At 73.7% G+C, this 13164-nt stretch carries 12 protein-coding genes and 1 pseudogene; 5 read left to right on the forward strand and 8 right to left on the reverse strand.

Annotated features, from left to right (window positions below; all coding sequences use genetic code 11):
• Window position 1: 1 nt before the first annotated feature.
• From LUZ64_RS16440 to LUZ64_RS16450, 3 genes are all read right to left on the reverse strand, one after another.
• The gene (locus tag LUZ64_RS16440; protein WP_095585085.1) at window positions 2-1660 is read right to left on the reverse strand and encodes a CpaE/TadZ family protein; all 1659 of its coding nucleotides are present in this window, start codon (window positions 1658-1660) and stop codon (window positions 2-4) included.
• Window positions 1661-1675: 15 nt separating this feature from the next.
• Entirely contained in the window at window positions 1676-2398 is a 723-nt protein-coding gene (cpaB, locus tag LUZ64_RS16445; protein ID WP_211305195.1) for a Flp pilus assembly protein CpaB, read from the reverse strand.
• A gap of 91 nt (window positions 2399-2489) precedes the next feature.
• Window positions 2490-3428 (reverse strand): hypothetical protein, encoded by a 939-nt coding sequence (locus tag LUZ64_RS16450; protein WP_095585086.1) that lies wholly within the window; start codon window positions 3426-3428, stop codon window positions 2490-2492.
• 290 nt (window positions 3429-3718) lie between these two features.
• On the opposite strand from LUZ64_RS16450, the gene LUZ64_RS16455 reads away from it, so the two are divergent.
• Complete coding sequence (locus tag LUZ64_RS16455; protein ID WP_095585087.1) at window positions 3719-5461, forward strand: chitinase; 1743 nt, start codon at window positions 3719-3721, stop codon at window positions 5459-5461.
• 63 nt (window positions 5462-5524) lie between these two features.
• Here the strand turns inward: LUZ64_RS16455 and LUZ64_RS16460 are convergent, their stop codons facing one another.
• Window positions 5525-6364 carry a S1 family peptidase gene (locus LUZ64_RS16460; RefSeq protein ID WP_095585108.1) on the reverse strand — a complete coding sequence of 280 codons (840 nt, stop codon included), beginning with the start codon at window positions 6362-6364 and terminating at the stop codon, window positions 5525-5527.
• Window positions 6365-6680: 316 nt separating this feature from the next.
• Here LUZ64_RS16460 and LUZ64_RS16465 point away from each other — a divergent pair, with 316 nt between their 5' ends.
• The 3 genes from LUZ64_RS16465 (at window position 6681) to LUZ64_RS16470 (ending at window position 8538) form a co-directional block, all read left to right on the forward strand.
• Window positions 6681-7991, forward strand: a complete 1311-nt coding sequence (locus LUZ64_RS16465) for a M14 family metallopeptidase (protein WP_095585088.1) — start codon at window positions 6681-6683, stop codon at window positions 7989-7991.
• A gap of 104 nt (window positions 7992-8095) precedes the next feature.
• Entirely contained in the window at window positions 8096-8227 is a 132-nt protein-coding gene (locus tag LUZ64_RS37155; protein ID WP_267897248.1) for a hypothetical protein, read from the forward strand.
• Window positions 8224-8538: a hypothetical protein gene (locus LUZ64_RS16470; RefSeq protein ID WP_095585089.1), complete on the forward strand. Its 315-nt coding sequence runs from the start codon at window positions 8224-8226 to the stop codon at window positions 8536-8538. Before LUZ64_RS37155 ends, LUZ64_RS16470 begins: the two co-directional genes overlap by 4 nt.
• 63 nt (window positions 8539-8601) lie before the next feature.
• Here the strand turns inward: LUZ64_RS16470 and LUZ64_RS16475 are convergent, their stop codons facing one another.
• From LUZ64_RS16475 to LUZ64_RS16490, 4 genes and pseudogenes are all read right to left on the reverse strand, one after another.
• Window positions 8602-9006 (reverse strand): RidA family protein, encoded by a 405-nt coding sequence (locus tag LUZ64_RS16475; RefSeq protein WP_095585090.1) that lies wholly within the window; start codon window positions 9004-9006, stop codon window positions 8602-8604.
• 52 nt (window positions 9007-9058) lie between these two features.
• Window positions 9059-9808 carry an IclR family transcriptional regulator gene (locus LUZ64_RS16480; RefSeq protein WP_095585091.1) on the reverse strand — a complete coding sequence of 250 codons (750 nt, stop codon included), beginning with the start codon at window positions 9806-9808 and terminating at the stop codon, window positions 9059-9061.
• Between the two features lie 58 nt (window positions 9809-9866).
• Window positions 9867-10931, reverse strand: a complete 1065-nt coding sequence (locus LUZ64_RS16485) for a PfkB family carbohydrate kinase (protein WP_420877604.1) — start codon at window positions 10929-10931, stop codon at window positions 9867-9869.
• 423 nt (window positions 10932-11354) lie between these two features.
• A pseudogene (locus tag LUZ64_RS16490) lies at window positions 11355-11678 on the reverse strand (PfkB family carbohydrate kinase); the annotation flags it as partial.
• 134 nt (window positions 11679-11812) lie between these two features.
• On the opposite strand from LUZ64_RS16490, the gene LUZ64_RS16495 reads away from it, so the two are divergent.
• A complete protein-coding gene (locus LUZ64_RS16495) occupies window positions 11813-13123 on the forward strand; it encodes an amino acid deaminase (RefSeq protein WP_232390085.1) in 1311 nt (436 codons plus the stop codon).
• The last annotated feature ends 41 nt before the right edge of the window (window positions 13124-13164 follow it).

Raw genomic sequence — 13164 nt, forward strand, 5'->3', positions numbered from 1 at the left:
TTCAGTCCTCCCTCGCCGCGCCGGCCGAGCCCTCGACCGTCCAGGGCCAGTCGGCCGCCCCCGGGAAGAGCACGGGGACGGGGAGGGACACCCGGGCGCGGTAGACGCCGCCCTCCGCGCCGCAGCCGATGCCGCCGTCGCCCCACGCGCCCGGGACGTCCGCGCGGGCCGCGCTCACGCAGTCGCCGCCCGCCGCGCCCGCCCGCGCCCCCTTGTCCGCCGCGTCACCGGCGAGCGAGTAGGTGTAACCGATCAGGACGCACTGCCAGACCACCGCGAGCACCACCAGGACCAGCGGGAGCAGGCCGAGGAACTCCACGGCCACCTGCCCCCGGTCGCCGCCCCGGCGGCGGAAGCGGCTCGCCGGTACGGGCGCGAGCTGGTCGGGCCCGGTGCCGCCGGGGCCCAGCGCGGCGCGGCGGCGGCGCAGGCCGCCGGAGAGCGACCGGTCGGCGTGGGCCGGGCCCCGGGAGCCGCCCGGGGCCGGGGCCGCGAGGCCCAGCTCGGCGGCGAGGGCCCACAGCGCCTGCCGGACGGGCGACCGGGCGTCGAGGTCCTGCATCCGGCCGGAGTCGACGGCGGGCTGGAGGTCCTTGTACCCGGCCGGCACCGTCGTGCGGGCGGTCTTCGTGCCCGTGGTGCGCTCGACGAGGGGCGGCTGGATCTCGGCGCTCCGGGAGTGCCGGTTGACGACGGTCGTGGTCTCCTCCGCCTTGCGGATCTGGAGCCGTTCCCAGAGCCGGACCATCCGTTTGGCGCCCCGCACGGAGACCACGTCGGGCGTCGTGACGAGCAGGGCGACGTCGGCCAGTTCGACCATGGCGGCCCCGGCGGCGGTGATCTGGGTGCCGCAGTCGACGACGACCAGTTCGTAGCGGCCGCGCAGGGCGCCGGCGATCTGGCGGGCGGCGAGGTCGCCGACCTCCTCGCCGCGCTCGCCCTCGGCCGGGGCCAGCAGCAGCCCGAGGCCGGTGGGGTGCGGGAAGACGGCGTCCTGGAGGACCCGGGGGGAGATGTCGCTGATGCCGGCGAGGTCGGCGATGGAGCGGCGGAACTGGACGTCCAGGTACGAGGCGACGTCTCCGGCCTGGAGGTCCAGGTCGACGAGGGCGACGGCCCGCCCGGCGGCGCTCGCGGCCAGGGCCAGCTGGACGGCGGTGACGGTGGTGCCCACCCCGCCCTTGGCGCCGACGACGGCGACGAGCGAGCCGCCCGCCCCGCCTTCCGTAAGGGCCTCGGGACCGCTGCCCAGGTGGCGGCGGACCCCGGTGGCCCAGTGGGCGGCGGCCTGTACCCGGGCGCCCAGCTCCTCGTACGAGAGCGGGAGCCCGGCGAGGCCCCGGGCGCCGGCGTCCATGGCGGCGGCGTAGAGCGCGGGGCTGGGCGTCGCGGTGACGAGGACGACCCCGGTGGCGGGGAAGCGGAGCGCCACTTCACGGATGAGTTCGAGGGCCGGTAAGGGCCCGAGGCGTTCATGGACGAGGACGACCTCCGGGAGGTCCGCGACCGAGGCGGCGGCCAGGACGGCGAGGGTGTCCAGGAGCCGGGTCGCGTCCTCGACCACCCGCAGCGGCTCGACGCCGGGGAGCTGGCCGAGGAGGCCGCCGATGGCGCGGGCGGCGTCCGGGTCACCGACGGCCGGGAGGATTCTGATCGTCACGGTGTCCCCTTACCGCTATTTGTCGCCGTCGAGCGTGTACGTGCGGTCGCCGCCGCTGATCTCGTCGTCGCCGCCGGGCGCGACGAGCGCGAGCCGCACATGGGAGGCGAACGACTCGGCGTACGCGACCCGCTGGGCGTCCTTGGTGTCCAGGGCGAAGGTGATCGGCACGGCCTCGCCGGCCCGCCGGGTGGTGGCCGCCGTGGTGCCGCCGTCCCGGTCGAGGGCCTTGAGCCTGCCCACCGCGATGACCCGGGCGTTGCTGACGATGACCTTGGAGACGGGCTTGGTGCCCTGGTCCTTGCCGTCGAAGGTGGCGTAGATGTTCACCTTCGACCCTGCGTTGATCTTCCCGGCGACACCGGTGGCCGCGTCGATCATGATGGCGATCTCCTGCTGGCCGGGCCCGACCTCCGGCCGGGAGACGATCATGTCCTCCTGGAGCAGGGACCCCTTGCGCAGCGGGGTGACGGCGATCTTGCCCTTGAGGGCGGCGAGGTCGGTGACGGCGGTCGCCGGCAGCCAGCGCCTGGGCATCGAGATCTTCTCGAAGCTGCCCCGGGCCTCCTCCAGGTGCTGGTAGGCGGGGATGTCGGCGCGCAGCCGGTAGGCGGTGGTCTCGGGGCCGACCTTCGACTCGGCGTCGTGGACGACGGAGAAGACCCCGGCGAAGGCGCCGAGGGCGCAGAGGACCGACAGGAGCAGCAGGACGATCCCACGGCGCTGACGTGAATTCATGGGGCGGCGAACCTCGTTCGGGACGTGGCCGGGGCGCGGAGACGGTGGGCGTGGGGGGGTGGGCGAGCCGGCCGAGGGAACCGGCGCGGGGTCAGCGGCCGGCCAGCGCGGTACGGGCGCGGCCGGGCGGCCCGGCCAGGGCCGTACGGGCGCCGGCGGTCCGCCCCGTGCCCGGCCCGGCGCCCGGATCGCCGGTGCCGTCGGCGCGCGGCAGCGGTCCGGCGCAGAACGCGCAGCGGTCACCGATGAGTTCGAGGCCGCACCAGTGGCACTGTTCCCTCCTTACGGACGACACGAGCTGGTAGAGCACCGTGGGATCGGCGATGGCGGCGGCGAACTCGACGACGCCCCGGCTCCCCCACCAGCGCCCGGATTCCGCGGGCAGCGGGGCCTCCTGGACGCCCTGGACCCGCCAGTGGGGGGCGAGGGTGCCCAGCACCCAGTCGTCCCCCTTGGCGGGTCTGGCGCGCGCGACGGTGAGCCGGGTGCCGAAGCCGGGCCCGGCGGGCACCTCGCCGCCCCCGCCGACGCGGAAGAGCCGGCGCGCGGGGTTGACGAGGACGCCGAACCGGGAGCCGGGCACGAGCGAGGCCAGGTGGGCGCCGAGTCCGACGTCGACCCGGTCGAGGCCGCCCACGCCGGGCAGTTGGGCGCCCGCGTAGACGTAGTGGGCGAGGAGCCGGGCCGCGGAGGCGAGGACGCCGGGGCTGAGGTCGGAGAGGGACAGCTGGCGCAGCTGGCGGGCCAGGACCGCGACGGCCAGCGGCGGCAGCGCGACGGGCAGCAGGGCCAGCCGGTCGGTCTCCAGCACGGACCGGATCGTGTGGAGGCGCCGGACGTACGGCACGGGCAGCGAGTCGGGGTAGAGGGCGACGACATGGCCGCACCGCTCCAGCAGGACGGCCGTCTGTGTGACGGCGGTGTCCAGCGGCTGTGCCTCGGGCGGCTGGAACACGGCGGCGTCGGGTGCCTGCCCGTCGGGCGGTGAGATCACCAGGTCGAGGCTGGTGACTGCTATCGCAAGGGGCACGTAGGCTTCCCCGTTCACTCCGGACGCGGTGGGCTGCGGCGGACGCAGATCGATACTGCCCTGTGCTGATGCCCCCGCACTTTATCCACGAACCGGGCGGCTGAGAACCGGTCCTCGGGGTTTGGGCGTGCGCCCCGGCGGTGGCCTGGTGGTCTTCCCGCGAACCTTGACGAACATATTGACGGACGCATTGGCCTAGACCATCTTTACGCGCACAAGGCGGCGCCGACCCCACTTCTCCACCTCGGCCGCCCGCCCCGCTCTCGACTTCCTTCCCACCGGAGGCCCTCATGGACCGCGCGCGGCACATCGGAAGAATCTTCAGGAGAGGCGCCGGGGGAGGGTCCGGATCCGGCCCGGTACGGACGCGCCGGCTCGGCGGCGCCCTCGCCGCGGCGCTCCTCGCGGCCGGCGGGCTCGCCGGCCTGGACACCGGGACCCCCGCCCTGGCCTCGGACGGCGCGAACCTCGTCAGGAACCCGGGGTTCGAGTCGGGGCTCTCCCACTGGACCTGTTCGGGTGACAGCGGCTCGGCGGTCGCCTCCCCCGCCCGCAGCGGCACGGGCGCGCTCAAGGCCACCCCGGCCGGCGCCGACAACGCCCGCTGTGCGCAGACCGTGAGCGTGCTCCCCAACTCCTCGTACACGCTGAGCGCGTGGGTCCGGGGCGCGTACGTGTACCTCGGCGCGAGCGGCACCGGGACGACGGACGTCTCGACGTGGACGCCGTCGGCGAACGACTGGCAGCAGCTGACCGCCTCGTTCACGACCGGCCCGAGCACGACCTCGGTCACGGTCCACACGCACGGCTGGTACGGGCAGGCCGCCTACTACGCCGACGACGTCACCCTGAGCGGCCCGGGCGGTGACCCCGGCGAGCCGGTGCCGGGCACCCCGAACGGCCTCAGGGCCGGGACCGCCACGGCCACCTCGGTCGGCCTGTCCTGGAACCCCGTCACGGGCGCCACCGGTTACACCGTCTACCAGGACGGCACGAAGACGCAGTCCGTCGCGGGCGCCTCGGCCACCGTCACCGGGCTCACCCCGGCCACCTCGTACCGCTTCCGGGTGACGGCCACCAACGCCGCGGGCGAGTCACCGCCCTCGGCCGAGGTCGCCGTCACCACGGCCGCCGGGAACGGCGACGGCCCGGCCGTGCCCAAGCACGCCGTCACGGGCTACTGGCAGAACTTCGACAACGGCGCCACCGTCCAGAAGATCAGCGATGTGCAGAGCCAGTACGACATCATCGCCGTGGCCTTCGCGGACGCCACCCCGACGCCCGGCGCCGTCGCCTTCGCCCTGGATCCGGCGCTGAAGTACTCCGAGGCGCAGTTCAAGGCCGACATCGCGGCCAAGCAGGCGGCCGGCAAGTCTGTCGTCATATCGGTGGGCGGCGAGCGCGGCACGGTGACCGTCAACGACGCGGCGTCCGCCGAGAACTTCGCGAACAGCCTGTACGCCCTGATGCAGAAGTACGGCTTCAACGGCGTCGACATCGACTTGGAGAACGGCCTCAACCCCACCTACATGACGCAGGCGCTGCGGTCCCTGTCGGCGAAGGCGGGCAGCAAGCTCGTCATCACCATGGCGCCGCAGACCATCGACATGCAGTCGACGTCGGCCGGTTACTTCAAGACCGCGCTGAACATCAAGGACATCCTTACGGTCGTCAACATGCAGTATTACAACAGCGGGTCGATGAACGGATGCGACGGCAAGGTGTACTCCCAGGGCTCGGTCGACTTCCTGACCGCGCTGGCCTGCATCCAGCTGGAGGGCGGCCTGGCGCCGTCCCAGGTCGGGCTCGGCCTGCCGGCGTCGCCGCGGGGCGCGGGCAGCGGCTACGTCGCCCCGTCCGTGGTCAACAACGCGCTCGACTGCCTGGCCAAGGGCACGGGGTGCGGCTCGTTCAAGCCCGCGAGGACGTACCCGGGGATCCGGGGGGCGATGACGTGGTCCACGAACTGGGACGCGAGCGCGGGCAACGCCTGGTCGAACGGGGTGGGCCCGCACGTCCACGGGCTGCCGTAGCCGGTCGCGCCGGAGGTGCCGGACGGGCCCGGGAGCCCGCCCGGCACCTCCGGCGCGCGATCCCTACGGCTTGGGGAGGGCGCACCCCGGGAGCCCGAGGTCGATCTTGTTGCCGGTGCCCACGCACTTGGTGATGCCGTACGTCTGCTGGGCGTAGTTGATGCCCTGGCGGACGGTGACCTGGCCGTTCTCGTCGACCTCGCACGGGTTGTTCATCGTGCAGCGCTCACCGCTCTCGTTGCCGGTGTTGTTGATCGCGACGACCTTGCCCGTGGTGGCGTCGACGACGGGCGAGCCGGACGTCCCGCCTATGACGTTGCACGACGAGGTGTAGCGGATCGAGTCCTTCCAGGTCCAGTCGCCCTCGCGGAGGCGGTAGGCGAACCCGTCGACGTTGCAGGAGTAGATCCGCTTCCAGTAGCCCGAGACGACCTTGATCGCCGTGCCGGCGGCCGGGCGGTCGGGGGACAGGCTCAGCGCGTTGATGTTGTAGCGCTGCTTGATCTGCGCGTACGTGGTGTTCAGCTCGTACAGCGTGACGTCCGTGTCGGTCATCGTGGCGTACGAGATCTTGGTGGCGCGGAGCGTGGCGACCTTGCCCGCGGTGGAGTTGAGCAGGCTGAAGGTGCGGCTTGAGGCGCGGTCGGTGATGACCTCCCCGGCGCCGGGCATGCCGGTCTCCAGGCAGTGGCCGTTGGTCATGACCAGCGCCGGGTCCGTGTCGGCCGAGCCGGGCATCCGGACGAGCGAGCCGGAACAGTTGCTGAGCGCGACGGTGCCGGCGAAGTCGACGGCCTTGGGCTTGGCCGCGGGGGCCGCCGAGGCGGGCGCCGCGCCGGTGCCCACGAGGGCCGTGCCGGCGAGCACCAGCGCCGGGAGGGCGCCGAGGAGAGGTCGTCTCACGAGGGACTGGAGGGCCATGGGGGGTGTTCCTCTCTTGACCTGTGGTCCGAGTGACCGGCGATCCGGGTGATTCGTGGTACGAGTGGCCAGGAGACGGGCAATCCGTGACACGTGTGACCCGTGATCCGATCCCATCGGTTTTGACGTGTGCATTGTTGGTTCGGAGGAGAGTGTGCGCAATCAATCGGTCAGAAGTGAAAGGGAAGTTGGCCTGATTCGCTCACACGCGAACACTTGACCGGTTCATGCCATCTCTCGACACTGGCCACGGCTCATACCCCCCACCCGTCGCACGACCTCACCCTGAGGAGACCGCATGCGACCGCGACCGCATGGCAGAGGTCGGTGGGCCGCCGCCCTCGCCGCCGTGCTCACCATGGCCCTGGCCGTCCCCGCCGCCTCCCGCGACGAAGCGCGGACCTCGCACTCGTACGAGGTCACCGGACCGCGCACGGCCGCCCAGCGCACCGCCGTGGCCGCCACCGGCGCCGCCATCGACGCCGTCCGCCAGGACTCCGTCGTCATCACGGCGGACGCCGGGCAGGCCGAGCTGATCCGGGGCCTCGGCTACCGGGTGCGCGCCCTGCCCGGCCCGCCGGACCGCTCCGGCGGCGTCCCCGCGACCCCCTTCGACTTCCCGCCCGCCGACGCCAAGTACCACAACTACGCCGAGGCCATGGCGGAGGTCGACGCCGGCGTCGCCGCCCACCCGGCCATCATGAGCAAGAAGGTCATCGGCAAGTCCTACGAGGGCCGCGACATCGTCGCCGTCAAGATCAGCAAGAACGTGGCCGCGGACGAGGACGAGCCCGAGGTCCTCTTCACCGCCCACCAGCACGCGCGCGAGCACCTCACCGTGGAGATGGCCCTCTACCTGCTCAAGGAGTTCGGCTCGAAGTACGGCACCGACCCGCGCGTGACCAAGATGGTCGACAGCCGGGAGATCTGGGTGGTGCCGGACGTCAACCCCGACGGCGGCGAGTACGACATCGCCTCCGGTTCGTACCGCAGCTGGCGCAAGAACCGCCAGCCAAACGCCGGGTCGACCAGCCGGGGCACGGACCTCAACCGCAACTGGAACTACAAGTGGGGCTGCTGCAACGGCTCCTCGGGCAGCACCGGGTCCGAGACCTACCGCGGCACCGGCCCCGAGTCCGCGCCCGAGGTGAAGGTCGTCGCCGACTTCGTCCGCGGCCGGGTGGTCGGCGGCAAGCAGCAGATCAGGACCGCCATCGACTTCCACACCTACAGCCAGCTGGTCCTCTGGCCTTACGGCTGGACGTACAACGACACCGCCCCCGGCCTCAGCCAGGACGACCACGACGCCTTCGCGGCCGTCGGCAAGGCCATGGCCGCCACCAACGGCTACAAGCCCGAGCAGTCGAGCGACCTGTACATCACCGACGGGACCATCGACGACTGGCTGTGGGGCAGCCAGCGGATCTTCGCGTTCACCTTCGAGATGTACCCGGGCGAGAGCGGGGCGGGCGGCGGCTTCTACCCGCCCGACGAGGTGATCGACCGGGAGACGTCGCGCAACCGCGAGGCGGTGCTCCAGCTCCTGGAGACCTCGGACTGCGTGTACCGGGCGATCGGGAAGGAGCAGCAGTACTGCGCGAAGGCCTGACGGGCGACGAGCGCGCCGGCGCCGGGCTCGCGGGAACACCCGCGGGGAGATCGGCGTCGGCGTACTCTCGTTGCCGACGTACGGCGGGCCAGGGAGGATGACCCATGTCGCTACCCCCGGAGAAGGACTGCCCCGACTGCAGCGGATCGGGGAACGCCACGTGGGAGTCGCACGAAGGCGATGAGGTCACGACGCAGTGCAGCGGGTGCGCCGGTACGGGCACGGTGCTCGCGTGACCGCGGGTGAGCGCGATGTCCCGGTCAAGCGGGCGCAGCGGATGCCGCTCGCGCCCGAGCTCGTCGGCACGGCCATGTGCGTCGTGTGCCACGAACGGACGATGAAGCTCCCCGGCCACAACGGCGGTGTGTGCATCGAGTGTTACGCCAGAGAGGCCAACGCGGACGTGCGGATCGCCCGGGCGTCGCACTCCTGGGTGCCCGCCAATTTCGTCGGCTGCCCGTGCCTCGCCTGCGGCAGCGAGGACGTCGACGCCAACGGCTTCCTGTTCTGGTGCGCCAACTGCCGCATGGTCACGCGCGTCGCCTGAGGACCCGGGCCGGGCCCGGCGCCGTGGCGGGCGGGGCCTGCCGCCCGCCCGCCACGGTGGGCGTCAGTCGAGCACGGCGAGCGCGTCGATCTCGACCAGCAGGCCGTCGGGCAGGCCCACGTAGACGGTCGTACGGGCCGCGGGCGCCTCCTTGAGGTCGGCGAAGAACTCGTCGTAGACCTCGTTCATCTCGGCGAAGTGCGCGGTGTCCGTGAGGTAGACGCGGAGCATGACCACGTCCTCCAGGCTCGCGCCGCCCGCCTCCAGGACGGCCTTGACGTTGGCGAGGGTCTGCCGGGTCTGCTCGCGCAGGGTCGGCCCGGCGACGACGGGCTCCTGGCCCGGCTCGACGGGCAGGAAGCCGACCTGTCCGGCGACCTGGAGGATGTTGCCCTTGCGCACGCCGTGCGAGAACTTGGCGGGCGCGGCGGCGTGGCCGGCGGGGTGGACCGCGGTCTTCTGCGTCATGACTCTTCCTTCGTAAGGAGGACGGTGGGGACAGTCGGAACGGTCTACGGGTTCAGGAGAGAGGTCTCCCGGAGTACTCCGCGCTGATCGCCTCGGCGGTACGGCGCAGCAGCGGGAGCAGCGCGAGGAGTTCCTCGGCGGTGACGACGACGTTCGGCGCCGAGATGGAACAGGCCGCGACGACGCGTCCGTCCACGCCGCGGACGGGCGCGCCGACGCAGTTGATGGACTCCTCGTGGCCGCCGAGGTCCGTGGCCCAGCCCTGCTCGCGCACGGTCGCCAGCTCCTTGAGGAAGGCGGCGGCGTTCGGCGTCGACCGGGATGTGTAGGCCGGGTAGTCGAGCCGCTCGGCGAGGGCGCGGCGCTCGGGCTCGGGGAGGTCGGCGAGGAGCAGCTTGGCGACGGCGGCGACGGTGAGGGCGACCGGCTTGCCGATGCGGGAGTACATCCGTACGGGGTAGCGGCTCTCGACCTTGTCGATGTAGAGGACCTCGCCCTCCTCGTGCACCGCGAGGTGCACGGTGTGGCCGCACGCCTCGTTGAGGGCGACGAGGTGGGGGTGGGCGATCTCCCGTACGTCGAGGCTCTCGACGGCCTGCTGCGCGAGCGCGAACAGGCGGGCGCCGAGGCGGTAGCGCTGGTCCTGCTGGCGGTGGACGAAGCCGTGCTCGTGCAGGGTGCGCAGGAGGCGCAGCGCGGTGGACTTGTGGACGCCGAGGCGGTTCGCCACCTGTTCGAGGTTGGCGGGGCCCTCGGCGAGGAGCGGGAGGATGGTCAGCGCCCGGTCGACGGTCTGGCTCATGCGGGTGTCCCGCCGTTCCCGTGGCGGACGGTCGTGGCGCGCGGGCGCGCGGGGTCGTTCATGCGGTGCGGTCCTTCACCTCGGTGTACGGGGCCTCGGCCGCGGGGGGACGGTCCGTCCAGCCGGGGCCGAGTCGCAGTCTCCCCCAGGCGGCGTCGTCGAGCGCGGCCAGCCGGTCGGCGTCCGCCCGGCGCGGCGGCGCGCCGAGGTCCCCGGCGCTGGTGAGCGCGGCGGCGGCCATGAGGTGCCCGTGCCGCAGCCGCGCCCGGACGCCCAGCCCGCGCAGGGCCCCGGAGAGGAACCCGGCGGCGAAGGCGTCACCGGCGCCGACGGGGGCGACGACGTCGACGTGGAGGGCGGGGACGGAGACGACGCGGTCGGCGGGGAGGCCGGACCCGGCGGACCCGGCGGACCCGGCGGACCCGGCGGACCCGGCGGACCCGGCGGACCCGGCGGACCCGGCGGACCCGGCGGACCCGGAACGGTTCGGGGCGCGGTGGGTTTCGGGCGCCGGGGCGCCGGACCGGGCGGGGCTCCCGCCCGGGGTACGGGGCGCCGGGGCGTCACGTCCCGGGGCGGTCGCCCCGGAGGCGGCACTTCCTTCGGCGAAGCCGGAACCCGACGGGTCCGCCGGCGCCGCGCCCGGCTCCCGTACGTACGCCACCGCGCCCGCCGCGCCCCGCTTGACCACCAGGACGTCCGGTTCGGGGAGCGCGGCCCGGATCGCGGCGGGTCCGTGGAGGCCCCACGCCGCCTCCGCCTCGTCCTCGCCGACGAAGACGAGGTCGCAGCGGCGGGCCAGCTCGGCGAGGACGGTGGGGCCCTCCGCCGTGTCCCGCCACAGGTCCACGCGGTAGTTGACGTCGAAGGAGAGCAGCGGACGGCCGGGCAGCGCGCGGTCGGTCAGCTCGCGGACGAGGGCGAGGCAGTCCGTCGAGAGCGCCGGGGTGATCCCGGTCAGGTGCAGCACCCGCCCGGCCCACGCGGCCGCGCGGGGGACGAGCGCCGGGGACATGGCGGAGGCGGCGGACCCGGCACGGTAGTAGGCGACTTCGGCGAGCGCGGCACCCTCGGCGCGGCCCGCCGCCGGGGCACCGGACGGTGCGTTCTCGCGGGTGCCCACAGGCACCGGGGCAGCCGGCTCCGCACCGGTCCGGGAACCCGTCGACGCGACGACGGAGTCGTCCCCCGCCGAAACGACGGACGACGCGTCCACGCGCACTTCCTCGGCGGCCTCCGATGCCCGCCCGTGTCCGCCGGTGCGTGAACCCGCCGAGTCCGCACCGGTCCGGGAACCCGTCGACGCGACGACGGAGTCGTCCCCCGCCGAAACGACGGACGACGCGTCTACGCGCACTTCCTCGGCGGCCTCCGGCATCTGTCCACGCCCGCCCGCGCGGGAGTCCTCCGGCTCCGTGCCCGGGCGAGAGCCTGCCGGCCCGGATCCGGAGCCGTCCGCCGCCGGGGCGGCGGGCCGCCCGTCCGCGCGGGGAACCAGCGGCGCCGGGGCGCCCGGCTCCGCGCCGGGCCGGAGGCCCGTCGTCACCGCGCGTTCGCCCGCCGTCCGGAAGTAGATCCCCGTGGGCCGCAGCGGGTCGCGCCGGGCCTGTGAGACGTCCACGCCGTGGGCCGCGATCGCCGAGAGCACGTAGTCGCCGAAGCCGTCCGTGCCCACCCGGCCGATCCACCGTGCGCGGTGGCCCGCCGCCGCGAGGGCGCAGGCGACGTTCGCCTCCGCTCCGCCGACGCCGCGTTCGAAGGACGGCACGTCGCCCAGGCGGCCGGGGCGGGAGGGCTGGAAGGCGACCATGGCCTCGCCGAGGCACACCACTTCCGTCCTCGTCACACCGTCGTCGACAGACACTCGCATCCCTCGCTCGCACCACCGCGCACGCCCCATGACGGAGCGCCAGGCCTTCCCGGGCGACCGTTGACCCTGCGCCTGCCGGGATGTTAGACAGCGGTGAGCGAAATACGCAATGGATGTTGCACACACTGCAACTGATGTTCACGGGAGGCTCCATGGACGGCGCCGCACCCTTCAGCGAGGCCGCCGTCGCGCGCCTCGCCGAGGAGCGCCTCGACCACCGCTTCAAGGGGCTGCCCCCGGACGCGGAGGGCCTGACCGTCGGCGCCCTGGCCGCCGAGCGCCGCCCGTTGTTCACCGGCGGCTTCACCACTCCCGTGCTCACCCTCTCCTCGGCGGCGCTGGACCACAACCTCGCGCTCATGGAGCGCTGGTCGGCCGAGCGCGGTCTCGTCTTCGCCCCGCACGCCAAGACCTCCATGGCGCCGCGGCTGTTCACCCGTCAGCTCGCCCACGGCGCGTGGGGCCTCACCGCCGCGACCCCCGCCCAGGTCCGCGTGCACCGCGCCTTCGGAGTCCGGCGGATACTCCTCGCCAACGAGGTCGTGGACGCCGCCGCCCTCCGCATGCTCGCGGCCGAGCTCGACGCCGACCCGGAGTTCCGGCTGCTCACCTACGTCGACTCCGTGCGCGGCGTGGAGCTCATGAACACCGCCCTGCGCGCGGCCGGCGCCACGCGCCCCCTGGACGTCCTCGTCGAACTGGGTGTGGACGGCGGCCGCACCGGGGCGCGCACCGAGGCGGAGTGCGCCGCCGTCGCGGACGCCGTGGCGGCCACGGACACCCTCCGTCTGGCCGGCGTCGCCGGTTACGAGGGCGAGATACCGGAGGCCGGCCCCGACCGGGTACGCGCCTGGCTGCGGCGGCTGACCGCGCTCGCCGTGGAGTTCGACGGGGCCGGCCGGTTCGCCGGGGTGCCGGAGATCGTGGTGAGCGCGGGCGGCAGCTCGTGGTTCGACGCGGTCGCCGACGTCCTCGGGGAGCTCCCGCCGCTGTCCGCCCCAGTGCGGAAGGTGCTGCGCGCCGGGGCCTACGTCACCCACGACGACGGGTTCTACCGCCGGAAGACCCCCTTCAACCGCCACCCGGACCAGGGTGGTCTGTTCCCCGCGCTCCGGCTGTGGGCCCAGGTGGTCTCCCGGCCCGAGCCGGGCCGCGCGTACCTCGACGCGGGCAAGCGCGACGCCCCGTACGACATCGACCTGCCCGAACCGCAGGTCGTGCGCTCCGCGCGGGACGGCTCGGTGCGGAGCGCGGAGGGCATGCGGGTCGTCGCCCTCGCCGACCAGCACACGTTCGTGGAGCTGGCGGAGGGCGCGGAGCTGGAGGTCGGGGACTGGGTGGGACTGGGGCTGTCGCACCCGTGCACGGCGTTCGACAAGTGGCGGCTGATCCCCCTGGTCGAGGAGGACGGCACAGTCACGGATTACGTCCGCACGTTCTTCTGACACACCGGCCCGGCCCACCCGGGTGCGCGACGACCGGGCCG

Origin of the sequence: Streptomyces albireticuli (assembly GCF_021228125.1) — a bacterium.
GTDB classification, from domain to species: Bacteria; Actinomycetota; Actinomycetes; order Streptomycetales; family Streptomycetaceae; genus Streptomyces; species Streptomyces albireticuli.

What these genes read in the sequence shown, in the direction of transcription:
- LUZ64_RS16480 (WP_095585091.1), bottom strand. Translation starts at nt 9,808, where the DNA reads ATGAGCCAGACCGTCGACCGGGCGCTGACCATCCTCCCGCTCCTCGCC.
- LUZ64_RS16495 (WP_232390085.1), top strand. Translation starts at nt 11,813, where the DNA reads ATGTTCACGGGAGGCTCCATGGACGGCGCCGCACCCTTCAGCGAGGCC.
- LUZ64_RS37155 (WP_267897248.1), top strand. Translation starts at nt 8,096, where the DNA reads ATGTCGCTACCCCCGGAGAAGGACTGCCCCGACTGCAGCGGATCGGGG.
- LUZ64_RS16475 (WP_095585090.1), bottom strand. Translation starts at nt 9,006, where the DNA reads ATGACGCAGAAGACCGCGGTCCACCCCGCCGGCCACGCCGCCGCGCCC.
- LUZ64_RS16455 (WP_095585087.1), top strand. Translation starts at nt 3,719, where the DNA reads ATGGACCGCGCGCGGCACATCGGAAGAATCTTCAGGAGAGGCGCCGGG.
- LUZ64_RS16465 (WP_095585088.1), top strand. Translation starts at nt 6,681, where the DNA reads ATGCGACCGCGACCGCATGGCAGAGGTCGGTGGGCCGCCGCCCTCGCC.
- cpaB (WP_211305195.1), bottom strand. Translation starts at nt 2,398, where the DNA reads ATGAATTCACGTCAGCGCCGTGGGATCGTCCTGCTGCTCCTGTCGGTC.